At 67.2% G+C, this 25,382-nt stretch carries 24 protein-coding genes and 1 pseudogene; 16 read left to right on the forward strand and 9 right to left on the reverse strand.

Features of this window, described 5'->3' with window-relative positions:
* Nucleotides 1-83 precede the first annotated feature (83 nt).
* The gene (locus AB3G45_RS28980) at nt 84-1,415 is read right to left on the reverse strand and encodes a dicarboxylate/amino acid:cation symporter (RefSeq protein WP_367833990.1); all 1,332 of its coding nucleotides are present in this window, start codon (nt 1,413-1,415) and stop codon (nt 84-86) included.
* Nucleotides 1,416-1,638: 223 nt separating this feature from the next.
* On the opposite strand from AB3G45_RS28980, the gene AB3G45_RS28985 reads away from it, so the two are divergent.
* The 3 genes from AB3G45_RS28985 (at nt 1,639) to AB3G45_RS28995 (ending at nt 5,397) form a co-directional block, all read left to right on the forward strand.
* On the forward strand, nt 1,639-3,438 hold the full coding sequence (locus AB3G45_RS28985; protein WP_367833991.1) for an ATP-binding protein: 1,800 nt from the start codon (nt 1,639-1,641) through the stop codon (nt 3,436-3,438).
* Entirely contained in the window at nt 3,435-4,814 is a 1,380-nt protein-coding gene (locus tag AB3G45_RS28990) for a sigma-54-dependent transcriptional regulator (RefSeq protein ID WP_367833992.1), read from the forward strand. The genes AB3G45_RS28985 and AB3G45_RS28990 overlap by 4 nt, the downstream gene beginning before the upstream one ends.
* A gap of 136 nt (nt 4,815-4,950) precedes the next feature.
* A complete protein-coding gene (locus tag AB3G45_RS28995) occupies nt 4,951-5,397 on the forward strand; it encodes a VOC family protein (protein WP_367833993.1) in 447 nt (148 codons plus the stop codon).
* A 42-nt stretch (nt 5,398-5,439) separates the two neighbouring features.
* Here the strand turns inward: AB3G45_RS28995 and AB3G45_RS29000 are convergent, their stop codons facing one another.
* The 3 genes from AB3G45_RS29000 to AB3G45_RS29010 form a co-directional block, all read right to left on the reverse strand.
* Nucleotides 5,440-5,949: an NUDIX hydrolase gene (locus AB3G45_RS29000; RefSeq protein WP_367834013.1), complete on the reverse strand. Its 510-nt coding sequence runs from the start codon at nt 5,947-5,949 to the stop codon at nt 5,440-5,442.
* 81 nt (nt 5,950-6,030) lie between these two features.
* Entirely contained in the window at nt 6,031-6,912 is an 882-nt protein-coding gene (locus AB3G45_RS29005) for an alpha/beta hydrolase (protein WP_367833994.1), read from the reverse strand.
* 151 nt (nt 6,913-7,063) lie between these two features.
* Nucleotides 7,064-7,213 carry a hypothetical protein gene (locus AB3G45_RS29010; protein ID WP_367833995.1) on the reverse strand — a complete coding sequence of 50 codons (150 nt, stop codon included), beginning with the start codon at nt 7,211-7,213 and terminating at the stop codon, nt 7,064-7,066.
* Between the two features lie 147 nt (nt 7,214-7,360).
* Between AB3G45_RS29010 and AB3G45_RS29015 the strand changes: the two genes are divergently transcribed.
* From AB3G45_RS29015 to AB3G45_RS29035, 5 genes are all read left to right on the forward strand, one after another.
* On the forward strand, nt 7,361-8,743 hold the full coding sequence (locus AB3G45_RS29015; RefSeq protein WP_367833996.1) for a PLP-dependent aminotransferase family protein: 1,383 nt from the start codon (nt 7,361-7,363) through the stop codon (nt 8,741-8,743).
* A 116-nt stretch (nt 8,744-8,859) separates the two neighbouring features.
* Nucleotides 8,860-9,612 (forward strand): ectoine utilization protein EutA, encoded by a 753-nt coding sequence (locus AB3G45_RS29020; protein WP_367833997.1) that lies wholly within the window; start codon nt 8,860-8,862, stop codon nt 9,610-9,612.
* 33 nt (nt 9,613-9,645) lie between these two features.
* The gene (locus tag AB3G45_RS29025; protein ID WP_367833998.1) at nt 9,646-10,824 is read left to right on the forward strand and encodes a M24 family metallopeptidase; all 1,179 of its coding nucleotides are present in this window, start codon (nt 9,646-9,648) and stop codon (nt 10,822-10,824) included.
* Nucleotides 10,811-11,992 (forward strand): M20 family metallopeptidase, encoded by a 1,182-nt coding sequence (locus tag AB3G45_RS29030; RefSeq protein WP_367833999.1) that lies wholly within the window; start codon nt 10,811-10,813, stop codon nt 11,990-11,992. Before AB3G45_RS29025 ends, AB3G45_RS29030 begins: the two co-directional genes overlap by 14 nt.
* A gap of 104 nt (nt 11,993-12,096) precedes the next feature.
* Nucleotides 12,097-12,747, forward strand: coding sequence for a glutathione S-transferase family protein (locus AB3G45_RS29035; RefSeq protein WP_367834000.1), 651 nt, complete (start codon nt 12,097-12,099; stop codon nt 12,745-12,747).
* Between the two features lie 11 nt (nt 12,748-12,758).
* Here the strand turns inward: AB3G45_RS29035 and AB3G45_RS29040 are convergent, their stop codons facing one another.
* The gene (locus AB3G45_RS29040) at nt 12,759-13,196 is read right to left on the reverse strand and encodes an Lrp/AsnC family transcriptional regulator (RefSeq protein ID WP_367834001.1); all 438 of its coding nucleotides are present in this window, start codon (nt 13,194-13,196) and stop codon (nt 12,759-12,761) included.
* A gap of 119 nt (nt 13,197-13,315) precedes the next feature.
* Here AB3G45_RS29040 and rocF point away from each other — a divergent pair, with 119 nt between their 5' ends.
* Together rocF and ocd are read left to right on the forward strand one after the other, a co-directional pair.
* On the forward strand, nt 13,316-14,236 hold the full coding sequence (gene rocF, locus AB3G45_RS29045) for an arginase (protein WP_367834002.1): 921 nt from the start codon (nt 13,316-13,318) through the stop codon (nt 14,234-14,236).
* A gap of 27 nt (nt 14,237-14,263) precedes the next feature.
* The gene (ocd, locus tag AB3G45_RS29050; protein ID WP_367834003.1) at nt 14,264-15,325 is read left to right on the forward strand and encodes an ornithine cyclodeaminase; all 1,062 of its coding nucleotides are present in this window, start codon (nt 14,264-14,266) and stop codon (nt 15,323-15,325) included.
* Nucleotides 15,326-15,371: 46 nt separating this feature from the next.
* Here ocd and AB3G45_RS29055 read toward each other — a convergent pair whose 3' ends face one another.
* Entirely contained in the window at nt 15,372-16,331 is a 960-nt protein-coding gene (locus AB3G45_RS29055; protein WP_367834004.1) for a DMT family transporter, read from the reverse strand.
* Nucleotides 16,332-16,394: 63 nt separating this feature from the next.
* Between AB3G45_RS29055 and AB3G45_RS29060 the strand changes: the two genes are divergently transcribed.
* On the forward strand, nt 16,395-17,216 hold the full coding sequence (locus tag AB3G45_RS29060; RefSeq protein ID WP_367834005.1) for a helix-turn-helix domain-containing protein: 822 nt from the start codon (nt 16,395-16,397) through the stop codon (nt 17,214-17,216).
* A 14-nt stretch (nt 17,217-17,230) separates the two neighbouring features.
* On the opposite strand, the gene AB3G45_RS29065 is transcribed toward AB3G45_RS29060, so the two are convergent.
* On the reverse strand, nt 17,231-18,100 hold the full coding sequence (locus AB3G45_RS29065) for a bile acid:sodium symporter family protein (RefSeq protein ID WP_367834006.1): 870 nt from the start codon (nt 18,098-18,100) through the stop codon (nt 17,231-17,233).
* Nucleotides 18,101-18,433: 333 nt separating this feature from the next.
* Entirely contained in the window at nt 18,434-19,390 is a 957-nt protein-coding gene (locus AB3G45_RS29070) for a GlxA family transcriptional regulator (protein WP_367834007.1), read from the reverse strand.
* A gap of 122 nt (nt 19,391-19,512) precedes the next feature.
* Between AB3G45_RS29070 and AB3G45_RS29075 the strand changes: the two genes are divergently transcribed.
* From AB3G45_RS29075 to AB3G45_RS29095, 5 genes and pseudogenes are all read left to right on the forward strand, one after another.
* Nucleotides 19,513-20,763: a sarcosine oxidase subunit beta family protein gene (locus AB3G45_RS29075; protein ID WP_367834008.1), complete on the forward strand. Its 1,251-nt coding sequence runs from the start codon at nt 19,513-19,515 to the stop codon at nt 20,761-20,763.
* Between the two features lie 13 nt (nt 20,764-20,776).
* Nucleotides 20,777-21,067: a sarcosine oxidase subunit delta gene (locus tag AB3G45_RS29080; RefSeq protein WP_367834009.1), complete on the forward strand. Its 291-nt coding sequence runs from the start codon at nt 20,777-20,779 to the stop codon at nt 21,065-21,067.
* A complete protein-coding gene (locus AB3G45_RS29085) occupies nt 21,064-23,994 on the forward strand; it encodes a sarcosine oxidase subunit alpha family protein (RefSeq protein ID WP_367834010.1) in 2,931 nt (976 codons plus the stop codon). The genes AB3G45_RS29080 and AB3G45_RS29085 overlap by 4 nt, the downstream gene beginning before the upstream one ends.
* Nucleotides 23,987-24,553, forward strand: coding sequence for a sarcosine oxidase subunit gamma (locus AB3G45_RS29090; protein ID WP_367834011.1), 567 nt, complete (start codon nt 23,987-23,989; stop codon nt 24,551-24,553). The genes AB3G45_RS29085 and AB3G45_RS29090 overlap by 8 nt, the downstream gene beginning before the upstream one ends.
* A pseudogene (locus AB3G45_RS29095) lies at nt 24,550-24,816 on the forward strand (tetrahydrofolate dehydrogenase/cyclohydrolase catalytic domain-containing protein); the annotation flags it as partial. The gene AB3G45_RS29090 and the pseudogene AB3G45_RS29095, both read left to right, overlap by 4 nt.
* A 20-nt stretch (nt 24,817-24,836) precedes the next feature.
* Here the strand turns inward: AB3G45_RS29095 and AB3G45_RS29100 are convergent.
* Nucleotides 24,837-25,382: homogentisate 1,2-dioxygenase domain-containing protein (locus AB3G45_RS29100; RefSeq protein WP_367834012.1), on the reverse strand; the 546-nt coding region annotated here is incomplete at its 5' end.

The following is a 25,382-nucleotide window of genomic DNA, read 5'->3' on the forward strand; positions in this document are numbered from 1 at the left end:
GCGCAGCGCGGCCTCTTCAAAAGACAACCCCGCTTGCGCGGGGTTGAAGGGCTGCAACGGGTGGATTCAGGCCGATGCCGCGATCATTCCGCAGCCTGCAAGGCGGGCGCCGGAACCGGCATGTCGACGAGATCGCCGCTCAGGGCCGCATTCAACTGGGCGACGTCCAGCTCGTTTTCCCAGCGGGCGACGACGATCGTCGCGACGGCATTGCCGACGAAGTTGGTCAGCGCCCGGCATTCCGACATGAAACGGTCGATGCCGAGGATGAGGGCCATGCCGGCGACCGGGACGGACGGCACGACGGAGAGCGTTGCGGCGAGCGTGATGAACCCCGCGCCGGTGATGCCGGCGGCACCCTTGGAGCTCAGCATGGCGACGAGCAGCAGCAGGATCTGGTCGCCGAACGACAGCGGAATGTCGACCGCCTGGGCGATGAACGGTGCGGCGAGCGTCATGTAGATGTTCGTGCCGTCGAGATTGAACGAATAGCCCGTCGGAATGACGAGACCGACGACCGAGCGCTTGCAGCCGGCCCGTTCCATCTTCTGCATCAGACCCGGAAGCGCCGCCTCGGACGAGGAGGTGCCGAGCACGAGAAGCAGCTCCTCCTTGATGTAGCGGATCAGCGCGACGATCGAGAAGCCGTTATACCTTGCGACCGCGCCCAGCACGACGAAGACGAAGAGGAAGGCGGTGAGATAGAAGGTGGCGATCAGGAAGGCGAGGTTGGCGACCGAGCCGATGCCGTATTTGCCGATGGTGAAGGCCATGGCGCCGAAGGCGCCGATCGGGGCCGCCTTCATGAGGATGGCGACCAGCCGGAAGATCGGCGTCGTCAGGGCCTGGAGGAAATCGACGACGGGCTTGCCCTTGTCGCCGACCATGCCGAGCGCGATGCCGAACAGCACCGAGAAGAACAGCACCTGCAGGATATCACCCTCAGCGAAGGCGCCGACGATGGTCTGCGGGATGATGTTCATCAGGAAGCCGGTGATGGTCGATTCATGCGCCTTGCTGGCATAGGACGCCACGGCATCGGCATCGAGCGAGGCCGGGTCGATATGCATGCCGGCGCCCGGCTGCACGACATTGGCGATGAGCATGCCCACGGCGAGCGCGAGCGTGGAGAAGGTGAGGAAGTAGATCATCGCCTTGCCGGCGACGCGCCCCACCTTCTTCAGATCGGACATGCCGGCAATGCCGGTGGCGACCGTCAGGAAGATCACCGGGGCGATGATCATCTTGACGAGCCGGATGAAAGCGTCGCCGAGCGGCTTCAGGCCGGCGCCGAGATCGGGATAGAAGTGGCCGACCAGCATGCCGGCGACGATGGCGACGATCACCTGGACATAGAGATGGCGGTAGAACGGCAACGGACCACGGTCCGGCGTGGCGGCAGACGAAATGTGCATGGCTTCCTCCTTTCGCACCCCAACCAGCGCACTGGCTCTTCCCGGGGTGGCTTTGCTGCAATCGACGGAGACTTCGCAAAGGGCGTGCCAGTTTGCACGACGCCACTCAAGCTATTGTTAAAGTTCAGTTTTTTAAAATCCGGCGGCTGGAGTTGAATATGATAGTGCGGATTTCCGCACAGATTTCCTTGAATATCGTGCGGTTTTATGCTCAAGATCGCCGATGGACCCGGTTCCGACGACCAGCAACCAGATTGCCCTCTCCCGCGCGACGCGGCGGCAATGGGCCGCGTTCGCCGTCGTCGTTTTCGCCCTCGCCCTTGCCGCGCTCCATGCCGCCGGCCTTTATGGCCGCGCCTCGGCCCTGTCGGCGCTGGAGGAACAGGGGCGGACCGATGCGAACCTCAAGGTCGCGCTGCTGCAGGCCGTTCTGGAACGCCCGCGCGCCCTTCCCTTCCTCCTGTCCCGCGACCGGGACGTCACGGAGACCCTGGCAGGCGCCGACCCGGCCAAACGCGCCTTTCTCGACCGCAAGCTGGAGGAGCTGGTCGCCGGCACCGATGCGGCGGTCATCTATGCCATCGACGAGACGGGCGTGGCGATCGCCGCCAGCAACTGGCGCGAACCGACGAGCTTCGTCGGCAACGACTATTCGTTCCGCGCCTATTTCTCCCGCGCGATGGCGGAGGGCACGGCGGAGCATTTCGCGCTCGGCTCGGTCAGCAAGAGGCCCGGCCTCTACATCTCGCACCGGATCGGCCCGGCCGCCGCGCCCCTCGGCGTCGTCGTCGTCAAGATGGAATTCGACCGGCTGGAGCGCGACTGGCACGAAACGCAACGCCCCTCCTATGTGGTGGACGCCAATCGCGTGGTGCTGATCACCAGCATCCCCTCCTGGCGTTTCATGACCACCGAACCGCTGCCAGCCGAAAGCCTCGCGACCATTCGCGACAGCCTGCAATTCGGCGCGGCGCCGCTCGCCCCCCTTCCCTTCACGCCCGTCGACGGCGGCCCGTTGCTGCGCGTCGTCCAGCCCGGCGGCGGCGCGCAGACCTATCTTCGCATAACGGCGCCCGTCGCCACGACGCCATGGCATTTCGAATATCTCATGCCAACCGGCAGCGCCGTCGCCGCCAGCATGCGCGAGGCACGCCTCGTGGCCCTCCTCGCCGTCGGCGCAATCACGCTCGCCGCCGCTTTCACGCTGCGCCGGCGCCAGGCGATGCTCGCCAATGCCGCGCGCGACCAGGCGGCGCGCGAAGAACTCGAACGCCGCGTCGTCGAGCGCACCCGCGACCTCAGCCTCGCCCGCGACCACCTGCAGGCCGTACAGCAGGACCTGGTGCACGCCAACCGGCTCGCCATCCTCGGCCAGGTCGCCGCCGGCGTGGCGCATGAGATCAACCAGCCGCTTGCCACCATCCGCGCCTATGCCGACAATGCCAAGGTCTTCCTGGCGCGCAACCGGCCGGAGCCCGCACAGGAAAACCTCGATCTCATCGCCGGCCTCACCGACCGGATCGCCGGCATCACGGAGGACCTGAAGGCGCTGGCCCGCAAGGGCCGCACCGCCGAGGAACCCGTCGTGCTGCAAGAGGCGATCGACGGTGCGATCCTGCTGCTGCGCAGCCGTTTCACCGGCCGGCTCGATCGCCTCGCCGTCGCCCCGCTGCCGGAAGGCCTGCGCGTCGCCGGCAACCGGCTGCGGCTCGAGCAGGTCTTCATCAACCTCTTCCAGAACGCGCTCGAAGCCGTCGAGGACCGAGCGGACGGACACGTCGACGTCACAGCCACCGCGGGGGAGGACGGCGTCGTCGTTTCCGTCGCCGACAACGGCCCCGGCCTGCCGGCCGCCATCCTCGCCTCGCTCTTCGAGCCGTTCAACACGTCGAAGGAAAAGGGCCTCGGCCTCGGCCTCGTCATCGCCAAGGACATCGTCTCGGACTATGGCGGCAGGCTGGAGGTCGAGACAAGCACGGGCGGCGCCGCCTTCCGCGTCCACCTCAGAAAGGCTGAAGAATGACCGCGCCGGTCCTCCTCATCGACGACGACAGGCAGCTTCTGCGCGCCACGGCCCAGACGCTGGAACTCGCCGGCTTTTCCGTGGCGCCGCTCGGCTCAGCCGTCGAGGCGCTGGAAAGGCTCGACGCGGATTTCGCTGGCGTCGTCGTGTCGGACATCCGCATGCCCGGCATGGACGGGCTCCAGCTCTTTGCGCGCATTCGCGCGCTCGATACCGAGATCCCGGTCGTGCTCGTCACCGGCCACGGCGATATCGCGACGGCGGTCAAGGCCATCCAGGAAGGGGTCTACGATTTCATCGCAAAACCTTTTCCCGCCGAGCGGCTGGTCCAGTGCGTCCAGCGCGCGGCGGAAAAACGCAGCCTCGTCATGGAAAACCGCCGGCTGCGGGAAAGCGCCCGGCAGGCGGAGGACGATTTTCCCCTGATCGGCCAGACGCCGGCGATGGACCGGCTGCGCCAGACCCTGCGCCAGATCGCCGACACGGACGTCGACGTGCTCGTGACCGGCGAGACGGGCAGCGGCAAGGAGGTCGTGGCCCGCCTGCTGCACGGCTGGAGCCGGCGGGCGAAAGGCAATTTCGTGGCGCTCAACTGCGGCGCCCTGCCGGAACAGGTGATCGAGAGCGAGCTTTTCGGCCACGAACCCGGCGCCTTCACCGGCGCACAGAAGAAGCGCATCGGCCGCATCGAGCATTCGAGCGGCGGAACGCTCTTCCTCGACGAACTGGAAAGCATGCCGCCGTCCACGCAGGTCCAGATGCTGCGCGTGCTCGAACTGCGCGAGGTGACCCCGCTCGGCACGAACGAGGTCAGGCCGGTGGACATCCGCATCGTCGCGGCGGCCAAGGTCGACCTTGCCGATCCCGCCCAGCGCGAGACCTTTCGCGAGGACCTCTACTACCGCCTGAACGTCATCTCCCTTTCCATCCCGCCGCTGCGCGAGCGCCGCGAGGACATTCCGCTGCTGTTCAGCTATTTCGCCGAGCGGGCCGCCCGGCGCTTCCAGCGGGCGGCGCCCGGCCTTTCGGCTGAAATCCTGCGCCACCTGCGCGAACACGACTGGCCCGGCAATGTGCGCGAACTTTCCCATTTCGCCGAACGCACGGTATTGGGCATGACGCCCGCGGCGCTGGCGCGGCAAGGCCCTTCCTCCGAAGCCGGCGGCGCGGGCTCGCTGCCGGAGCGGCTGGAACGGCTTGAGGCCGAGATCATCCGCGATACGCTCGGCGCCCATGACGGCAACGTGCAGGCAACCATTGCCGCCCTCGGCATCCCGCGCAAGACCTTCTACGACAAACTCCAGCGCCACGGCATCGTCAGGCGGGAATTCTCCGCGACGGGCGGCAAACCGGTCCCTTCGAAACCGGATCCTTGAGGGCCGCGGCGGGAAGGCTGGCAAGGCCGCCCCGTCCCGGGTTGACTTGACACGCCATTTACGTTGATATCAACGTCACTGAGCGAATGCCGGTCTTGAGGGTCGGCGAAACGACAACCACGAGGAGGAATGAAGCATGAAGATCGTCACGAGCTTGAGTTTCCAGGGACAGTGCCGCGCGGCATTCGAGTTCTACGCCGAGGTGCTAGGCGGCAAGATCACCGGCGCCTTCCCCTATGGCGAGGCGCCGCCGGAGATGCCGATCAGCGATCCGAAATACAAGGACTGGCTGATGCATTGCTGGCTGGAGGTCGGCGACCAGGCGCTGATGGGCGCCGACATGGACCCCGCCTGGGCGCCCAACATCGACAAGCCCAAGAACGGCTTCGACGTGACGCTGCACACCACGGACAAGGCGGAGGCCAAGCGCTGGTTCGACCGGCTCGCCGAAGGCGGCAAGGCCGTCATGCCGTTCGGCGAGACCTTCTGGTCGCCCGGCTTCGGCTCCCTCGTGGACAAGTTCGGCGTTCCGTGGATGATCAACTGCATTCCCGCCGCCGACTGGAAGCCGGCACAGGGCTGACCCGTCCTTCCCGAGCAGCGTGACGCCGGCAACGGCGCACGCTCAGCGGGGCTTGAACTCGACCAATAGCGATTTCAGCTCGATCTCGCGCACGCGCCGCGCCGCTTCGTCCGGGCTCACCCAGGCGAGCCGGCGCTCGCCCTTTTCCTTGAATTTCGTGGCAAGCTCGGTGGCTTCGATCTGGAACACGTCGACGATGCAGGGCGCCACGTCGCCGTCGTCCAAGAGCTTCAGATAGGTGTAGCTGCCGACCGGCTTCTTGTGCACCTTTCCCCGGATGCCGGCCTCCTGGAAGGCTTCGATCGCGGCCGCTTCATAGGGCTTCCGGTCCTTCATCGGCCAGCCCTTGGGAATGATCCAGCGCCCGGTGTCGCGCGAGGTCACCACGAGGATCTCGATCCCGGCCCCCTCGGGCGCGCTGCGAAAGCACAGGGCAGCATATTGCTGGCGAAACGCGCCCGAAAACAGCTTTTCGGGGGTAGCCGCCAGCTTCTGCAGAAGGGTCTTGGGCCTGCGGTTCTTCTGCGCCTTGGTCTTCTTGGTCGTTTTCAGGGCTCTTGCCGCCACGCATCGGAAATGGGGGCGAAACCTAGGACGAGTTGCCCACCATGTCAAAGGCGCCGCCCCGGCCGGCTACCCTTCCTGGCGGAAGGCGATCTGGACGGCGCGGTTCACGGCGACGGGTAGAACGGACATATGATTCTCGCCGGCATATTCCTCGAAACGGGCGATGCCCGCGAGCCGAGGTAAAGCCTCCCAGCGTTCCGCCATCGCCCGGGCAAGCTCCACCGTTCTGGCTTCACGGGCGCGGGCTCGCCTCTGCTCCTCGTCGGGTCGGCCCTTATGGAAGGGGGCGATGCACGCCTCGCTCTCATACTGCCCGGCCGAAAGATGAAGCTCGATGCCGGGCGGCAGGTCGGAGCGCTCGAGGAACGCCCGTTCGGTCGAGAGGACGGCCGCGTCCTCCCAGTGGATCGACGGACTTGCCGCGATCCAGCGCATATAGGCATGGGGCCGGGTGAACAGCGCATGGAGCACCAGCAGGCCACCGAAGGAATGGCCGAAAAGCGCCTGGCGGGACCGGTCGATCGGCACCTGCCGCTCGACCCATGGCTTCACCTCCTCCTCGATCGCGGAGAGGAAGCCTTCGCCGCCGCCGGTCCTGACGTGGGGCGTGTCGGGAAAGAACGGCGGATAGGTGCGGCCGGGCGGCGGGCTGAGGTCCCAGGAGCGGCGGAAGGGATCGTAGGCGTCATCGGACGGATAGCCGATTGCCACGATCACGCCCGCGCGGATGTTCGTGCCGCTCGGATGGGCCATCTGCACCTTCTGCGCATCGACGGCCGTCGCGAAGCAGGCATTGCCGTCCGTCATGTAGAGGACAGGCCAGCCCTCGGGCGGCGCGGGCCCTGCCGGGCGATAGAGGAAGATCCGGTGCGGCTGGTCGGCCGTGCCGAGCGTCATGTCGGTGAACGTCGCGCCGGCAAGCGCGACGGGCGATGATGAAGGCGGCATGGCTTCTCCGGGCGGTACGGGACGAGACGGCGGCGCCGCGTCACGAGGATCGACTGGGATTGCCATCTAATGCGATTCGATGCCCGGCAAACATGGCGATGGCGCCGCGGCGCCGGCCGACCGCCCATCGACACGCCGCCGGCTTGCCCGCCTAGACGAAGATCATCACGCCCGCATAGCCGATCGCGATCAGGATCAGTCCTGCGACGAGCATCGGCATCAGGCTGCTGCCATTGACGTCCCGGCCGCTGACATGCTCGCCGGAAAACACCAGGGGCTTGCGTGTTTCTTCGTTGTTCATGGCCTTCTCCTGTTAATGTGGCAAATAATATACCACTTTAACGCCGCACGCTACGTGACAATTTGGCGCCGCGCATGAGGAAGATGGGGCGGGGCGGGGCATGTCGATGCGGATTGAAATTGCCATGCTTTTGACCGAGAAGAATGCATGACAAAATGGCATCCCGATTCCGGCCAGTTGCGGCGCCCCGTCTATATCTCGCTTGCGGACCAGGTCACGGCGGCGATCAAGGGCGGCCGGCTTGTGCCCGGCGACAAGCTGCCGGCGCACCGCGACCTTGCCTATGACCTGAAAATCTCGATCCAGACGGTGAGCAAGGCCTATGACGTCCTCGCCCGCCGCGGCCTGGTGTCGGGCGAGGTCGGTCGCGGCACCTATGTCAAGGCGAGCGGCCTTGCCCCGCAGTCGCCCTATATTGCGGAGCGGCTGGCGAACGAGATCGACCTCTCGATCGTCACGCCCGTCTGCACGCCCTTCCACCTCGAGCGGATGAAGGAGGCCCTGCACCGGCTCGGCGACAGCCTCCCGCCGGCCGCGGCCCTGTCCTTCCGGCCGAATGCCATCTTCCCGCGGCACAACGAGGCGGCCGCCGCGTGGCTCTCCACGCTCGGCGTCGAGACCGCGCCGCGCAACCTGCTCGTGACGAACGGGGCCTCCTCGGCCTTCACGGTCGCCCTCCTGTCCGCGGCCGGCCCCGGCGCGATCCTTGCCGCCGAGGAGGTGTGCTATCATGTCGTCCGGCCGCTTGCGGACTATCTCGGCATCCGTGTCCGCCCGATACCCGCGGACGCGGACGGCATGCTGCCCGAAGCGCTGGAGGAGGCCTGCCTGAAGGAAGAGGTGCGGGTGGTCGCCCTCCAGCCCAATCTCGCCAACCCGACGGCCTCGCTGATGTCGGAAGGCCGGCGCGGCGCCATCGCCGAAACGGCGCGCAGGCACGACGTGACGATCATCGAAAACGACGTGTTCGGCCCGCTGCTCTCCCGCCGGCCGCGCCCCATCGCGGCGCTGGCCCCCGAACGGACGCTCTACATCACGGGTTTCAGCAAGGCCGCCCTGCCCGGCCTCAGGATCGGCTATGTGGCCGCGCCCGATCATCTTGCCGCCACCATCGCCAACCGGCACTTGATGGCGAACTGGATGGCGACGCCCGTCATGGCCGAGATCGCCACGCTGTGGCTTACCGACGGCACTATGCAGGCGCTGGTCGACTGGCAGCGCGCGGCCCTGCGCGAGCGGCACCGCATCGTCTCGACGGTGCTCGACGGCACGGCATACCGCGCGCATCCGGAAGGGCTTCATCTCTGGCTGCCGCTTCCGCCGGAGCACGACGAGCCTGCCTTCGTTTCCCAGGCGCGCACCCGGGGCGTGGCGGTGGCGCCGAGCACACCCTTCTCGCTCTCCGGCGCGCCGGTGGGAGCCGTCCGGGTCTCGCTCGGCGCGACGGAGGCGGACGAACTCAGCGCCGGCCTCGACATCCTCGCCTCATTGCTGTGCGCCGCGCCCGACCGGAGCGTCCTCGCCCTTTGAAGCGCCGCGACCGCGCATCGCGCTGCGCCCTCGAAATTGACATGTGTCTTTTTCCTCGATTGACATGCATTTTTCCTCGCGGCTGAATGGCGGCATCAAACGGTGGCGGAGTGCGCATGATCGAGGAGATCCAGCATCAATCGACCCTTGAGGCCCGCCCGGCGGCCCGGCGCATCGGCCTGATCGCGCTCGCCACCGACCATACGGTGGAGGCGGATTTCCGGCGCCTCGTGGCGCGCGACGACATCGCCGTCCACGTGACGCGCGTCGGCTATGCCAATCCCACGACGCCGGAGAACCTGCGCGCGATGCATCCGCGCCTTGCGGCGGCCGCCGCGCTGCTCCTGCCCGGCGAGGACCTCGACGCCATCGTCTACGGCTGCACATCGGCCTCGGTCGTCATCGGCGAAGAGGCCGTCGCCGCCGCCATCGGCGAGGGCAAGCCGGGCGCCTCCGCCATCACCCCGGCCGGATCCGCCGTGCTGGCGCTGCGCACGCTGAAGGCCCGGCGCATCGCCATCCTGACGCCCTATATCCGCAGGACGGCCGAACCCATGCAGGCCTATTTCGAAGCGAAGGGCTTTGGCGTCGATTGCCTCGCCTGCCTCGGTATGGAGGACGACCGCGAGATGGCGCGCCTGCCGCGGGCGGAAATCGTCCGGCTCGCCGCCGGCATCGCAGGGGCCGGGACCGACGCCCTGTTCATCGCCTGCACGGCGCTGCGCGCGGCGCAATGCGTCCCCGAGATCGAGCGGCAGACCGGCCTGCCGGTCGTCACCAGCAATCTGGCGGCCGCCTGGGCAAGCCTCCGGCAATGCGGCGTCGCGCCCGATCCGGATGCCGTATGCCGCCTGCTCACAACCGCCTGACATTCCCGTTTCGCCAATCAGGATGCCTCTCTCATGATCGAACTTCCCTTCGCCCTTTCCGAATATCGAAACAGGCTTCAGGCCATCCGCGCGGAGATGGCGCGGCGCAATCTCGATCTGCTCGTCGTCAACGACGTCGCCAACCAGCACTACATCACCGGCTATGACGGCTGGTCCTTCTACACGCCGCAGGTCGTACTCGTGCCCCTCGCCGATGAGGAACCGGTCTGGATCGGCCGCGCCATGGACGCCGCCGGCGGCCTGCTGACGGCCTGGATGAAGCCGGAAAACGTCGTCGGCTTTCCGGAAGACCATGTCCAGCGCGCCGACCGCCACCCGATGGACTGGATCGCCGCCTGGATTGACCGCAAGGGCTGGGGCCGCGGCAATATCGGCATCGAACTGGAAGCCTACTACTATTCGCCCAAGGCCCATGCCCGCCTGACCGCCGGCCTGCCGAACGCCGCCTTCCACGATGCCGACCTGCTGGTGAACTGGATCCGCAGCGTCAAGTCGCCGGCGGAGGTCGACTATCTGCGCAAGGCCTCGCGCCTTGCCGAAGCCGCGGTGCGCGCGGCCTATGACACGATCGCACCGGGCGTGCGCGAATGCGACGCGATCGCCAGGATCCAGGCCGCCCAGATCGCCGGCGCGCCGGATTTCGCCGGCGACATCACCGCCCTGCCCCCGACCATCCTCGGCGGCGAGAACGCCTCCGCCCCCCACGTCATGTGGAGCGACCGTCGCTTCGGCGAGAACGAGACCGTCGCGCTCGAACTTGCCGGCGTCGTCCGCCGCTACACGGCGGGTCTGGCGCGAACGCTTCAGCTCGGCAGGATGCCGGCCAAGGTGAGCGACACGAGCAAGGCGGTGCTGGAGGGCATGGAGGCCGTCCTCGACGGCATCAGGCCGGGCGTGACGGCCGAGGCGGTGGAAGCGAGCTGGCGCCGGGTGATCGAGCGTCACGGCCTGAAGAAGGAATCGCGCATCGGCTATTCGATCGGCGTCGCCTATCCGCCGGATTGGGGCGAGCACACGATCAGCCTGCGCCCCGGCGACACGACCCTCCTGAAGCCGGGCAACGTGCTGCACTCTATCCTCGGCATGTGGATGGACGGCTGGGGCATCGAGGTGAGCGAGACGATCCTCGTCACCGAAACCGGCTGCGAGACGCTGACCAATTTCCCCCGGGACATCCATGTCAAGGCCTGAGCCCGACGCGGCCCTGACGCGCCGGATGATCGAAATCCGGCGCCACCTCCACCGCAATCCGGAACTTTCCAACGCGGAGCGCGAAACGCAGGCCTATCTGAGGCAGGTTCTCGAAGAGGCGGGCCTCGGCCCGGTCCGGCCGGTCGCCGGCTTCGGCCTTGCCGTCGATATCGTCGGCACGGCCGGTCCCTCCAACCGCAAGGTCGTCATCCGCGCCGATATCGACGCGCTGCCGATCGTCGAACTATCGGGCGAGCCCTTCACGTCCGAACGGCCCGGCGTGATGCACGCCTGCGGGCACGATGCCCACGCGGCCATGGGGTATGCCGCCGCCGTCCTGCTGCATGGACGCAGGCAATCCTTCAGCGGCACCGTGCGGCTGATCTTCCAGCCCGCCGAGGAAGCCGAGCCGCTCGGCGGACGGCGCGTCGTCGCGGAAGGCCTTCTCCACGATGTCGACGCGGCGATCGGCATCCATGTCGATCCCTATACGCCGACCGGCAGGATCGCGGTGGGCGCGGGTCCCTATACGCTCGCCTGCGATATCTTCGACGTCGTCGTGACCGGAAATTCCGCACATGCCGCAAGGCCGTCCGACGGCATCGACGCCATCGCCGTCGCCTGCTCGATGGTGACGGAGCTGCAGAAGATCGTCGCGCGCGAAATCGATCCCTACGATCCGCTGGTGATCTCCGTCACGGGCATCGAGGGCGGCGGCGCCTACAACGTCATCGCCGCCGAAGCCCGGCTGAAGGGCACGATCCGCAGCGGCCACGAGGAAACCCGGCAGAAGGCGTGGCGCCGGCTGCGGCAGGTACTGGAGGGCGTGGCGGCGACCCATGGCGCGACGGTCGCGGTCGATCTGCAACGGGGCGAGCCGCCGGTCGTCAACGCACCGGAAATGGTCGAGATCGTCCGGCAGGCCGGCGCGGCGGTCGTCGGTGCGGACAAGGTTTTGTCGGCACCCGGCTGGACCGCCGCCGACGACTTCGCCTTCTACAGCGAGAGGTGCCCCTCGGTCTATTTCCGCCTCGGCATCCGCAACGCGGAAGCCGGCGCGATCCATCCCCTGCACCATCCGCGCTTCCGTATCGACGAAGCGGCCCTGCCTCAGGGCGCCGCGGTGCTTTGTGCCACGGCCGAAACCTTCCTCAGGACGATGGAGTAGGAAGGACAGGAGGCCAGCCCCGGATCGCGATACCTATTTCGGGCAGGCGTGTCGGAATACCGCCCGGCCGGTCGTCTTCAAGCAGACATGCCAGGGAGGACGCCATGACGATCACCATAACCGCCTTTGCCCAATCGCCCGATCGCGGCCGAGGTCTGGCGCGCGACATGCGCGTTCGCTGGGCGCTGGAGGAAGTGGGCCAGCCCTACGCGGTCCGTCTCCTCACCTTCAGGGAGATGAAGGAGCCCACGCATCTTGCGCTTCATCCCTTCGGGCAGATCCCGACCTATGAGGACGGCGATCTCGCCTTGTTCGAAACGGGAGGCATCGTGTTTCACATCGCCGAGCGCCATGCCGGCCTGCTGCCGGCTGACGCCAATGCCCGGGCGCAGGCGATCACCTGGATGTTCGCCGCGCTCAACACGGTGGAACCGCCGATCCTCGACCGCGAGATACCGGGCTATACGGAGCGCGACAAGCCCTGGTACGCCGAGCGCCTGCCGATCCTGGAGGGCCGTGTCCGCACGCGGGTCGCCGAGCTCTCCCGCCGGCTCGGCGATGCCGACTGGCTCGACGGCGCCTTCAGCGCCGGCGACCTTCTCATGGTGACCGTTCTGCGCAGGCTGGAGGGATCGGACCTGCTGGGCGACTATCCGAACCTTTCCGCCTATATCGCCCGCGGCAAGGCACGCCCCGCCTACAGGCGGGCCTTCGAGGCGCAACGCGCGGTCTGGACCGCCCTATCCTCCACCTGACCGGGACGGTCCTACAGTTTCGCCCGCGTCGAGCGCGGCGTGGACAGGAGGAGGCTCGTTTCGCTGCCCGTGATGCCCGGAACGAGGCGGATCTTGCGCAGGACGGCGTCGAACTCGGCAAGGCTCGCGGCGCTGAGTTCCACCAGGAGATCCCAGCGGCCGTTCGTCGTGTGGATCTGCGAGATCTCCGCGAACCCGCCGAGGGTGCGGATCACGCGGTCGGTCACATGACCCTCGATCTCGATCGTCATGACGCCGCGAACGACATCTTCCAGCGCATCGGCGCGCAGCATCACCGTGTAGCCGAGGATGGTGCCGTCCTGCTCCATCCGCTCGATACGCGCACGCACGGTCGCCCGCGACGCCCCCGTTTCCAACGCAAGGTCCGAAACGCTCCGGCGCCCGTTGCCGCGAAGCAGGGTGACGATCTTCTGGTCGAGCGCATCCATGCCAATCTGGCTCCTTGGCTTTCCATTATGGTCAATATGCCATTCCGACATGCCAAAATTCAATATTCAATCTGCCATTCCGGGCTTCTAGACTTGGGAAAAACGATGAGGAGTACATCATGGAGTGCACGCTGATCGGCGCCCCCTTGCAAATCGGTGCGGGGCAGCTCGGCTGCGAGATGGGGCCGAGCGCCCTGCGCATCGCCGGCCTTCGCACGGCGCTGGAGGAGCTCGGCCACACGGTGAAGGACACCGGCAACATCACGCCCCGCGCCTTCGATGAGATGGCACATCCGAACGCCGCCGTGCACCATCTCGGCGAGACGGTCGCCTGGGTCGAGGCGCTGTCGGCCGCGGCCTACGCGCACAGCGAGGCCGGCATGCCGATCTTCCTCGGCGGCGATCATGCAATATCGGCCGGCACCGTTCCGGGCCTTGCCCGCCGGGCCGCCGAGCGCGGCCGGCCGCTCTTCGTGCTCTGGCTGGACGCCCATACGGATTTTCACAGCCTCGAAACGACCGCCAGCGGCAACCTGCACGGCACGCCCGTCGCCTACTATACCGGCCAGGCCGGCTTTACCGGCTATTTCCCGGCGCTCGCCCATGCCGTGCCCGCGGAGAACGTCTGCATGATCGGCATCCGCAGCGTCGATCCCGCCGAACAGGCCGCCATCCGGAAGACCGGCATCACCGTCCACGACATGCGCGTGATCGACGAGCACGGCGTCGCCGTCCTCATCCGCACGTTCATCGAGCAGGTCCGGGCGGCAAACGGCCTCCTGCATGTCAGTTTCGACGTCGATTTCCTGGAGCCGGACATCGCGCCGGCCGTCGGCACCACGGTGCCGGGCGGGGCGACGTTCCGCGAGGCGCACCTGATCATGGAAATGCTGCATGACAGCGATCTCGTGACGAGCCTCGACATCGTCGAGCTCAATCCGTTCCTCGACGAACGCGGCAAGACCGCGAAACTGCTCGTCGATCTTGTCGCCAGCCTGATGGGCAAGCGGGTGATGGATCGCCCGACGCGCGCAGGCTGAACCCGCTCGTTCCCGGTTGGAGGAAAAATGAACATCGATCCGAAACTCAACGTGGTTCCCTTCGTCAGCGTGGACCATATGATGAAACTGGTGCTGAAGGTCGGCATCGACCGGTTCCTGACGGAGTTGGCGGCGACGATCGAGGAGGACTTCCGCCGCTGGCCGATCTTCGACAAGACCCCGCGCGTCGCCTCCCATTCCAAGGAAGGCGTCATCGAACTGATGCCGACCAGCGACGGCACGCTCTACGGCTTTAAATATGTCAACGGCCATCCGAAGAACACCCGCGACGGCCGGCAGACCGTGACGGCCTTCGGCGTCTTGTCGGATGTCGGCAACGGTTATCCGATGCTGCTCACCGAGATGACCATCCTGACCGCGCTGCGCACGGCGGCGACCTCGGCGGTGGCGGCGAAATACCTGGCGCGGCCGAATGCCCGCACCATGGCCATCATCGGCAACGGCGCGCAGAGCGAATTCCAGGCCCGCGCGTTCAAGTCGCTCATCGGCGTCGACAGGCTCCGGCTCTACGATATCGATGCGACGGCGACGCGCAAATGCGCCCGGAACCTTGCCGGCCTCGGCTTCGTGATCGAGGAATGCCGCTCGGTCGAGGAGGCCGTCGAGGGCGCCGACATCATCACCACCGTCACCGCCGACAAGCAATATGCGACGATCCTCTCCGACAATCATGTCGGTCCCGGCGCGCACATCAACGCGGTGGGCGGCGACTGCCCGGGCAAGACCGAGCTCAGCAAGGACATCCTGCTGCGCTCCGACATCTTCGTCGAATATCCCCCGCAGACGCGCATCGAGGGCGAGATCCAGCAATTGCCGGCCGAGCATCCCGTCATTGAACTCTGGCAGGTCATGACCGGCACGGCGGAGGGCCGCAGAAGCGCCGACCAGATCACGCTTTTCGACAGCGTGGGCTTCGCCATCGAGGACTTCTCCGCACTGCGCTACGTGCGAGAGAAGATCGCCGAGCACGGGATGTTCACAGAACTCGACCTGCTCGCCGACCCCGACGAGCCGCGCGACCTCTACGGCATGCTGCTGCGCTGCGAGAAGAAGCTCGACGCGGCCTGACATCTGCTGACCGCCCGGTTCGCATGCCGCGAGCCGGGCGGTCATGCTACGATCCCTTGCAGACACCCTCGGGGCGCCGTCGAGCCTTTGCCATCAGGTTCTGGAGCCACGGATAGGCACTGACGATGAGGATCCCGGCCACGACCCCCGCCGTGCCGACCGCAAATTCGGCCGTCAGCGGATCGTCCAGCAGGAGGACGCCCAGCAGGACGCCGAACACCGGCGTCATGAAGGAGAAGACGCCGAGCTGGGAGGCGCGGTAGCGGGTGAGCAGCCAGAACCAGGTGAGGAAGCTGAGGAAAGAGACGACGACCGCCTGGAAGGCGATGTTCAACAGCAGCGGCCCGGACGGCACGATGCCCGCCTCGCCGGCCAGCACCGCCGCGCCCGTCAGGATGAGGAAGGCGGTGGCGAGCTGGTAGAACAGGACATGGGTGGCCGGCATCGCGCTCAGCCGCGTCGTGCGGATCAGCACCGTCGTCAGCCCCCAGGCCGCGCCCGCCAGCAGCGCCAGCCCGTCGCCCCACAGCATGGCACCAAGGTCGCCGCCGCCCTGCCGGCCGTCCGGCGGCGCGAGGAAGGCGAAGGCGATGCCGGCCGTCGCGACGGCGATGCCGCCCCATTGCACCGCCGCAAGACGCTCCGACGGGAGCTTCCAGTGCAAGCCGAGGGCGGCGAAGATCGGCGCGGTATAGAGAAAGACCACGACATGGGAGGCCGAGGTGTGCTTCAGCGCCTCGCCGACGAGAAAGAACTCCATGGCGAACAACAGGCCCGCAAGAGCGCCGAGCCCAGCCGCCGCACCCCGGAACGCCACATGCTGCCGGCGCGCGCGAACGAGGGCGAAGACGAGGACGGCCGCGATCCCCGACCTGAGGCCGATCTGCAGGACCGGCGCGGCGAAGACGGCCGTGGATTTCAGCCCGATCTGCTGGAAGGCCCAGATGAGGCAGACGGCGACCATGATGCCGACCGCGGCAATGTCGATGGATTTGCGGTTGTCCAAGATGCGTGCTCCGATATCGCACCCGGCATAGCATCTGGCACATAAGGCGGATATAATGACTTCATGACAGTCGGTATCGAGACCCTGACAGGCGGGCGGACGGGGGGCGGCGCGCATTTCCGCGACGTGCCCTTCCGCAACGCCCTGCCCCATCCCCTGTATTTCCGCGCCGCGCAGATGCCGCAGAACGCCACCTATCCGCGCCACAGCCACCCCTGGGGCGAGTTCGTCTATTCCTACAGCGGCATGATGGAGGTCAGCCTGACGGACGGGCACTATCTCGCACCGCCGCACTATGCAGTCTGGCTGCCGCCGGATATCGAGCACCGGGGCCTGAACCGGCATGCCGCAGTGCACTGCTCGCTCTATGTCGATCCCGCGCTGTGTGGGCCTCTTCCGCCGGAAACGACGGCCCTGGAAGTCAGCCCGCTTCTGAGGGCCATGCTGGAGCATCTGCGCGCCGGCGGCGACGAAGACCATGGCGCGGCCGGGCACCTGCGCTTCCTCCGGGTGGTCGTCGATCTCGTCGCGGCCGCGCCAAGGGTGGGAACCTACCTGCCCTGGTCGACCGATCCGGCGCTCGAACCCGTTCTGGCGCATCTTCGGGAAAACCCCGCCGACAACCGCTCGCTCGCCGAGCACGCCCGGCTCGGGGGACTGGCCGAGCGGACCCTGATCCGCCGCTGCCTGCGCGATCTCGGCATGCCCTTCACCGAATGGAAGCAGCGGCTGCGGGTGGTGCGCGCCATGCCCATGCTGGAGGCGAACGATACCGTCGAGCGCATCTCCGCGACCCTCGGCTACAGCAACGCCTCGTCCTTCATCGCGATGTTCAAGCGTATGACGGGCGTGACGCCGGACGATTACCGCGTTTCAGCCCGGTGACGCCGCACCGCGGCTCAGGCCGATGCCTTGATGGTCATGCGCCCATAGGCGACGAGGCCGAACCCGGTCGCATACATCAACAGGCCGAACAGGGCGGGCGGCACGGCGATTTCCGGCGAATGCATCATGGTGATCGCAAGGACCATGCCGATCGCCGCGTTTCGGATGCTGATCGAAAGGGTCACGGTGACGGCCTCGGCGGCGGTGAGGCCAAGGGCGCGCGAGCCCAGCAGGCCGACCGCGATCGCGCAGGCGATCAGCGCGACGACGGCCGGGCCGGCGCTGACGATGATCTCCACCCATCGTTCATGGACCGAGATACCGATGCCGACGATGAGCCCCACCAGCACCAGCAGGCCGAAGGCGCCGACCACCTTTTCCGCGCGGGCGACGAAGGAGGGCGCCTTCTGCCGGATGCCCATGCCGACGAGCACTGGAAACAGGATGATCGCGATCATTACCCCGATCGTGCGCAACACGGGAAGATAGACGCGGGCATCGTCGCCGCTGAAGCGCTCGATCGCGAAATTCGCAAAAAGCGGCAGCGTCGCGATCGCGACCAGGCTGCCGGCGGCGCTCAATGCGATCGACAATGCGAGATCCCCCCTTGCGAGATAGGAGAACAGGCTGGACGTCGTGCCGATCGGGCAGGCGGCGATGACGACGAGGCCGACGGCGATTTCCGGCGGCAGGCCCATGACCATGGCAAGCAGCAGGGCCACCAGCGGCATTACCACGAGCGCGGCCACGATGCCCCAGATGAGGGCCTTCGGCCGCGTGGCCACCCGTTGGAAATCGACGGGCGCGAGCGTCATGCCGATGCCGGCCATGATGATGAACACGGCGATCGGCAGACCGATGTCGATGAGGGCGGACTGCTCCATGCTACTGCTCTTTCCAACAGAGGCGTCGTGGCCCGCCGGGCTGCCCTTAAGTATTTCCGCGTTTCCTCGAATCGAGAAAACACCCTAGTTGTATGTTTCAACACTCTTGCGGACGCAAAACCGCTTCGGTGGAATTGCTCCAGCTTTGATACATCTGCCCGCGGAATGCAACCGGCCCGACACGCGCCGGCCTCGCTCGGCGGTCCGGGAGCGCCTCCCCCCGGCCATCTTCGATGAGCAGAGCCTTGTCGGCGGTGGACGCCGGCTTCGCGCATCTTTTCGCCTCATGATTCAAGCGGACTTCCCGGTCCTGCGCGAACGGTTCAAGGACCTCTACGAAGAGCACCCGCCCGTCGGCGCACGCCGCTTCCGGCTCGGCGGCAATCCGTATTTCTCCGTGAAGCGCCGGGTGAAGTGTGCGCCGCTGGAAAAGCCGGTCAGCATGGCGATCTCCAGCAGCGAAAGGGCGCTCTGCTGCAAAAGCTCATCCGCCTTGGCAAGACGAAGGTCACGGTAGAAGGTCATCATCGAGACGCCGAACTGACCGGCGAAGAGCCGGTGCAACTGGCGCACGCTCATTGCGGTCAGCGCGGCTAGCTGATCGGGCGACAGCGGATCGGCAAGGTGGCTTGCCATGAGTTCCACCGCCGCCTCCAGCGTCGGGTGGTGCAGGTTGAAGCGCTGGCCGGCGCGCGTCCGTTGCGGCTCGTCCGCCGTGCGCAGGCGCGGGTGGATGAACCAGTCGCTGACCTCGCGCGCGAAGGCGACGCCGTGCTCGCGGGCGATCAGCGCGCCCATCATGTCCATGGCCGCGACGCCGCCCGCGCAGGAATAGCGGTCGCGGTCGATGACATAGAGCGCCCGCTCGATCAGGAGATCGGGCGCATAGTCGATGAGCGAATCGATATGCGCCCAGTGGACGGTGAAGCGCCGGCCGGCCATCAGCCCCGCCTTGGCGAGGATCGCCGAGCCGCCGGAGATGCCGCCGAGCCGCACGCCGCGCTGCGTGAGCGCGCGAAGCCCGCGCACGAGAGCCGGGTCCTCATAGAGAATGGGATTGCCGCCCGCCACCACGAAGGCGATGTCGAGACCGCACTCCTGCGCGCCTGAAAGCGGAAGGGTGTCAAATCCACCGCCGGCGGTGGAGGCCATGAAGCCCCCCGCCACCGAATGGAAGGAAGAGGAATAGAGCGTCTTTCCCGCAAGGTGATTGGCCGCGCGCAGCGGCTCCACCGCGCTCGTCAGCGACATCAGCGCATAGCCGGGCGTGAGGACGAAACCGATCTTCATGACGGTTGCTTATCACCGATGGCACGGGCAGACAAGAAAATGTCCGAACTGTGCAATGCCGTTCCGGCATCTCGCGCTACACAGGGTTCACGATATTGCAGCCCATTCGAGGATCATCGCCTGTGCGCTACTCGGCCCTACGGATACTGAAGGAAGCCCTGACCGGGCATCGCGGCTGGCGCCCCTTGTGGCGCAACCCCGATCCGCAACCGGCCTACGACTATGTCATCGTTGGCGGCGGCGGGCACGGGCTCGCCACGGCCTATTACCTCGCCAACACCTTCCGGAAGGCGAAGATCGCCGTTCTGGAGAAGAGCTGGCTCGGCTCGGGCAATATCGGCCGCAACACGACGATCATCCGCTCGAACTACCTGCTGCCCGGCAACGAGCCCTTCTACGAATTCTCGATGAAGCTCTGGGAAGGGCTGGAGCAGGAATTCAACTTCAACGCCATGGTGAGCCAGCGCGGCATCGTCAACCTGATCCACACCGACGCCCAGCGCGACGCCTACCGCCGGCGCGGCAACGCCATGCTGCTGGCCGGCGCGGACGCGGAGCTTCTCGACCGCGATGAGGTGCGGGCGCTGATCCCCTTCCTCAATTTCGACAATGCCCGCTTCCCGATCAAGGGCGGCCTCCTCCAGCGACGCGCCGGCACCGCGCGCCATGACGGCGTCGCCTGGGGCTATGCCCGCGGGGCGGACCTTGCCGGCGTCGACCTGATCCAGAACTGCGAGGTCACCGGCTTTCGCATCGAAAACGGCCGCCTCCGCGGCCTCGAAACCTCGCGCGGCTATATCGGCGCGGGCAAGGTGGGCGTGGCGGTGGCCGGCTCGACGAGCCGGGTGATGGCGCAGGCCGGCATGCGCCTGCCCATCGAGAGCCATGTGCTGCAGGCCTTCGTCTCCGAGGGGCTGAAGCCGACCATTCCGGGCGTCATCACCTTCGGCGCGGGCCATTTCTACGTCAGCCAGTCCGACAAGGGCGGCCTCGTCTTCGGCGGCGATATCGACGGCTACAATTCCTATGCCCAGCGCGGGAACCTTCCCGTCGTCGAGGATGTGGCCGAGGGCGGCATGGCGCTGATGCCGATGATCGGCCGTGCCCGGCTGCTGCGTATCTGGGGCGGCATCATGGACATGTCGATGGACGGCTCGCCGATCATCGACCGCACGCCGATCGAAGGCCTCTACCTGAATGCCGGCTGGTGCTACGGCGGCTTCAAGGCCACCCCCGCCTCCGGCTATGCCTTCGCGCATCTGCTCGCCACCGACACGCCCCACGACACCGCCCGCGCCTACCGGCTGGACCGCTTCCAGCGCGGTTACGTCATCGACGAAAAGGGCATGGGCGCCCAACCGAACCTGCATTGAAGGTTTTTTGCCGATGCTGATCCCCCATCCCCTTCTCGGTCCCCGAGACGCACAGGAATTCACCTATCTCGGCGACGCCGCCCTCCTCGACCGCCCGGACGGCATGGCGAGCGATGCGCTGGACGCCTTTAACGATTACGTCTACCTGCGCGAAAATCCCGCCGGCGTGCACCGCGAGCTCTGGTTCCACGAGCAGGGCGACCGGAGCTGGCTCGTCGTCACCCGCAACACCGTGACCCACGAAATCCTCGGCGCGGAACTCGCCCGCGATATCGCTATGCGCAACAAGACAGGTGCGCCATGAGGCTCAAGGGCGGACTGATCGACCGCAGCAGGACGCTGCGCTTCACCTTCGACGGCAAGCCGTATCAGGGCCATCCCGGCGATACGCTCGCCTCCGCGCTTCTGGCGAACGGCGTGCGCCTCGTCGGGCGCAGCTTCAAGTACCATCGACCGCGCGGCGTCTTTTCCGCCGGCTCCGAGGAGCCGAACGCGCTGGTGGAACTGCGGGCGGGCGCACGGCGCGAGCCGAACACCCGCGCCACCGTCGTGGAACTCTTCGACGGGCTCGAAGCCCGCAGCCAGAACCGCTGGCCCTCGCTCGCCTTCGACGCGCTGGCGGTGAACGATTACTTTTCCGATTTCCTGACCGCCGGCTTCTATTACAAGACCTTCATGTGGCCGCGCGCGCTGTGGGAGAAATTCTACGAGCCGGCGATCCGCCGCGCGGCCGGGCTCGGCAGCCTGTCCATGCAGGCCGATCCCGATGCCTATGACAAGGGCTTCCTGCACTGCGACCTGCTGGTAATCGGCGGCGGCGCGGCCGGCCTTGGGGCGGCGCTGACGGCGGCGCGGGCCGGTGCACGGGTCATCCTCGCCGACGAGGACAGCCGCCTCGGCGGTCGGCTGCTGGCCGAGAGCGACACGCTGGACGACGCCCCCGCGACGGACTGGATCACCAAGGTCGAGGCCGAGTTCGCCAGCCTGCCGAACCTTCGCGTCCTGCGCCGCACCACCATGTTCGGCGCTTTCGACAATGGCGTCTACGGCGCGGTCGAGCGGGTGAGCGACCATCTCGCCGAGCCGGGCGGCAAGGTACGCCAGACGCTGTGGCGCATCACGGCCAAGCGCACGGTGCTGGCGGCCGGCGCGACGGAGCGGCACATCCCCTTCCGCAACAACGACCGTCCCGGCATCATGCTGGCCGGCGCCATGCGCGCCTATGCCAACCGCTGGGCCGCAAGCCCCGCCGAAACCGTGGCGATCTTCACCAATGGCGACGACGGCCACCGCACGGCCCGCGACCTGCTGGCCAAGGGCATCAGGGTCGCCGCCGTGGTGGATTCGCGCACCGACGCCAGGGCGACCGGCGACTACCGGCTGATCGCCGGCGCGACCGTCTCCGACAGCAAGGGCCGTCTCGGCCTTTCCGCCGTCAAGGTGACGCGCGGCGGCACGAAGGAATGGATCGCCTGCGGGGGCCTTGCCGTCTCCGGCGGCTGGAACCCCAACGTCCATCTCGCCTCGCATCATCGCGGCCGTCCCGTCTGGGACGAGGGATGCCAAGCTTTCCTGCCCGGCGACAGCTTGCCGGACGGCATGACGGTCGCCGGCGCGGCGGCCGGCAAGGGCGGCACGGCGGCGGCGATGGCCTCCGGCGCGGAAGCGGCCGTCTCGGCGCTTGCCGCGCTCGGCATCACGGCGGCGATGCCGCCGCTTCCGCGCAGCATCGACGGCGAGGCAAGGCTCCAGCCGCTCTGGCATGTACCGGGCAAGGGTCGCGCCTGGGTGGATTTCCAGAACGACGTCACCGTCAAGGACATCAGGCTGGCGCATCAGGAGAACATGCGTCCCGTCGAGCATCTGAAGCGCTGGACGACGCTCGGCATGGCGACCGATCAGGGCAAGACGGCGAACGTCACCGCGCTCGCCGTGATGGCCGAGTTGACCGGCAAGCCGATCCCTCAGACCGGCACGACGATCTTCCGCCCACCCTATACGCCGGTTTCCCTTTCGGTGCTCGGCGGCGGCGACACGGGTCCGCATTTCCGCCCTCGCCGGCTCACCCCGAGCCATGAATGGGCGAAAGCGCAAGGCGCGGTCTTCGTCGAGGTCGGGCAGTGGATGCGCGCGCAGTATTTCCCCAAGCCCGGCGAGACCCACTGGCGCGAGACGGTCGACCGGGAAGTGCTCGCCACCCGCAAGGGCGTCGGCATCTGCGACGTGACCACGCTCGGCAAGGTCGACGTGCAGGGCGCGGATGCGGCCGAATTCCTCGACCGGCTCTATTGCAACGCCATGAAGAGCCTCAAGGTCGGCATGGTGCGCTACGGCCTGATGCTGCGCGAGGACGGCCATGCCTATGACGACGGCACTTGCGCGCGGCTCGCCGAGGGCCACTATGTCGTGACCACCACGACGACGCAGGCCGGCCCGATCTACCGCCACATGGAATTCGCCCGCCAGTGCCTCTGGCCGGAACTCGACGTGCAGCTCATCTCGACCACGGACGCCTGGGCTCAAGTTTCCGTCGCCGGCCCGAACGCCCGCCGGCTGCTGGAGCGGGTGGTGGACGGCTTCGACCTTTCCAACGAAGCTTTCCCCTTCATGGCCTGCGCCGGCCTCACGGTCTGCGGGGGCCTGAGGGCGCGGCTCTTCCGCATCTCCTTCTCCGGCGAGCTTGCCTATGAGATCGCCGTTCCCGCCCGCTACGGCAATGCGCTGATGGCGCGGCTGATGGAGAAGGGCGCGGACCTCGGCGCGACGCCCTACGGCACCGAGGCGCTCGGCGTGATGCGCATCGAGAAGGGCCACGCCGCCGGCAACGAGCTGAACGGCCAGACCACCGCGCAGATGCTCGGCATGAGCCGCATGGTTTCCGCGAAGAAGGACGCGATCGGCATCGTCATGATGCGACGCGACGGGCTGGTGGCGGAAACGCGCAGCCTCGTCGGCCTCCAGCCGGTCGATCCGGCCGAGCCCGTCGTCGCCGGCTCGCATCTCTTCGCCGCGGATGCGGCGCAGAACACCGGGACCGATCAGGGCTGGATCACCTCCGCCTGCTTCTCGCCCCATGTCGGCTCGGCCATCGGCCTCGGCTTCCTCGCCAACGGAGCCGAACGGCTCGGCGAGGTGATCGTCGCCGCCAATCCGTTGCAGGGCCAGTCCGTCCGCCTGCGTGTCGTCTCGCCCCATTTCGTCGATCCCGAGGGAGAACGCCTCCGTGCCTGACCTGAAACCCTTGACCGCGCTCGGCGGCAGCACGGCCCGCGCCGTCACCCACGGTGTTCTCACCCTTGAGGAAAATTCCGGCCTCGCACTCACCTCGCTGGCGCTGCGCCGCGGCGCCACAGAGCCGGCCCCCTTCGGCCTCGGCCTGCCCGGCCCCGGCCTATGGACTGGCAACGATACCGCCGCCGCGCTCTGGACCGGCCCCGGCCAATGGCTGGTCGAAGGCCCCGGCCGCGCCGAAACGGACTTCGCCGCCGAGATAACCGCCGCCTGTCCCGGGTGCTCCGTCACCGAGCAGACCGACGGCTTCGTCGCCTTCGAGGTCCGCTCCGCCGCCGGCGAGGCGCCGGTTCTCGCGCTGATGGCGAAACTCGTGAACCTCGATGCCGCCCGCTTCGGCCCCGGCACCGCCACCCGTACCGGCCTCGAACATATGAGCGTCTTCGTCATCCGCCGCGCGGCGGACCGGCTCGCCGTGATCGGCATGCGCTCGGCCGCCGGCACGCTCTGGCATACGCTGGAGACTGCGGCCGCGCGCCTTGCCGACCCCGGCGCATGAGCGCGGCGGCGATCGACGGCAAGGTTATCGCCCGCGAGGTCGCGGACCTCAAGACGGCGCACGGTCTCGTTTCCGGCCTTCCGGTGGTGCTCGTCGGACAGGACCCGGCAAGCGAGGTCTATGTCCGCAGCAAGGGCACGCAGACGCGGGCCGCCGGAACGGCGAACTTCGAGCACAGGTTGCCCGAGAACGCACCGCAGGCCGAGCTGATCGCCCTCATCGAGCGGCTGAACCCCGACCCGGCGGTGCACGGCATCCTCGTGCATGACGAGGAGCGTTTTCCTTATCGCCGGTCGGGGTCGAACATCTTCTTCAGCTTGTGGCCATAGCTGCCATAGTCCCTTTGCGGCGGATGGGTTTCCGCCGCGAAGGCAGAGACGCGCTGCTGGAAGCGGGTCTCGAACATGAAAGCCATGGTTCCTTCCAGCTTGTGGGGTTTCAACTCCACGGAACTCGCCCTTTCGAAAGCATCCACGTCCGGGCCGTGCGGCAGCATGGAATTGTGCAGCGACACGCCGCCGGGAACGAAGCCGCCACCGGTCTTGGCGTCATATTGCCCGTAGACCAGGCCCATGAACTCGCTCATGACGTTCATGTGATACCATGGCGGCCGGAAGGTGTTTTCCGCGACCAGCCAGCGGTCGGAGAAGATGACGAAATCGATGTTCGCCGTGCCCTCCGTCTCGGACGGCGAGGTCAGCACGGTGAAGATCGACGGATCGGCATGATCGAAGAGGATCGGCCCGACGGGCGAGAAACGCCGCAGGTCGTACTTGTACGGCGCGTAGTTGCCGTGCCATGCGACGACGTCCAGCGGCGATTGGCCGAT

Source organism: Shinella sp. S4-D37 (genome assembly GCF_040812195.1).
Lineage (GTDB): Bacteria > Pseudomonadota > Alphaproteobacteria > Rhizobiales > Rhizobiaceae > Shinella.

Coding starts and splice junctions, on each gene's coding strand:
- AB3G45_RS28980 (WP_367833990.1), bottom strand. CDS start 1,415: ATGCACATTTCGTCTGCCGCCACGCCGGACCGTGGTCCGTTGCCGTTC.
- AB3G45_RS28985 (WP_367833991.1), top strand. CDS start 1,639: ATGGACCCGGTTCCGACGACCAGCAACCAGATTGCCCTCTCCCGCGCG.
- AB3G45_RS28990 (WP_367833992.1), top strand. CDS start 3,435: ATGACCGCGCCGGTCCTCCTCATCGACGACGACAGGCAGCTTCTGCGC.
- AB3G45_RS28995 (WP_367833993.1), top strand. CDS start 4,951: ATGAAGATCGTCACGAGCTTGAGTTTCCAGGGACAGTGCCGCGCGGCA.
- AB3G45_RS29005 (WP_367833994.1), bottom strand. CDS start 6,912: ATGCCGCCTTCATCATCGCCCGTCGCGCTTGCCGGCGCGACGTTCACC.
- AB3G45_RS29010 (WP_367833995.1), bottom strand. CDS start 7,213: ATGAACAACGAAGAAACACGCAAGCCCCTGGTGTTTTCCGGCGAGCAT.
- AB3G45_RS29015 (WP_367833996.1), top strand. CDS start 7,361: ATGACAAAATGGCATCCCGATTCCGGCCAGTTGCGGCGCCCCGTCTAT.
- AB3G45_RS29020 (WP_367833997.1), top strand. CDS start 8,860: ATGATCGAGGAGATCCAGCATCAATCGACCCTTGAGGCCCGCCCGGCG.
- AB3G45_RS29025 (WP_367833998.1), top strand. CDS start 9,646: ATGATCGAACTTCCCTTCGCCCTTTCCGAATATCGAAACAGGCTTCAG.
- AB3G45_RS29030 (WP_367833999.1), top strand. CDS start 10,811: ATGTCAAGGCCTGAGCCCGACGCGGCCCTGACGCGCCGGATGATCGAA.
- AB3G45_RS29035 (WP_367834000.1), top strand. CDS start 12,097: ATGACGATCACCATAACCGCCTTTGCCCAATCGCCCGATCGCGGCCGA.
- AB3G45_RS29040 (WP_367834001.1), bottom strand. CDS start 13,196: ATGGATGCGCTCGACCAGAAGATCGTCACCCTGCTTCGCGGCAACGGG.
- rocF (WP_367834002.1), top strand. CDS start 13,316: ATGGAGTGCACGCTGATCGGCGCCCCCTTGCAAATCGGTGCGGGGCAG.
- ocd (WP_367834003.1), top strand. CDS start 14,264: ATGAACATCGATCCGAAACTCAACGTGGTTCCCTTCGTCAGCGTGGAC.
- AB3G45_RS29060 (WP_367834005.1), top strand. CDS start 16,395: ATGACAGTCGGTATCGAGACCCTGACAGGCGGGCGGACGGGGGGCGGC.
- AB3G45_RS29065 (WP_367834006.1), bottom strand. CDS start 18,100: ATGGAGCAGTCCGCCCTCATCGACATCGGTCTGCCGATCGCCGTGTTC.
- AB3G45_RS29070 (WP_367834007.1), bottom strand. CDS start 19,390: ATGAAGATCGGTTTCGTCCTCACGCCCGGCTATGCGCTGATGTCGCTG.
- AB3G45_RS29080 (WP_367834009.1), top strand. CDS start 20,777: ATGCTGATCCCCCATCCCCTTCTCGGTCCCCGAGACGCACAGGAATTC.
- AB3G45_RS29085 (WP_367834010.1), top strand. CDS start 21,064: ATGAGGCTCAAGGGCGGACTGATCGACCGCAGCAGGACGCTGCGCTTC.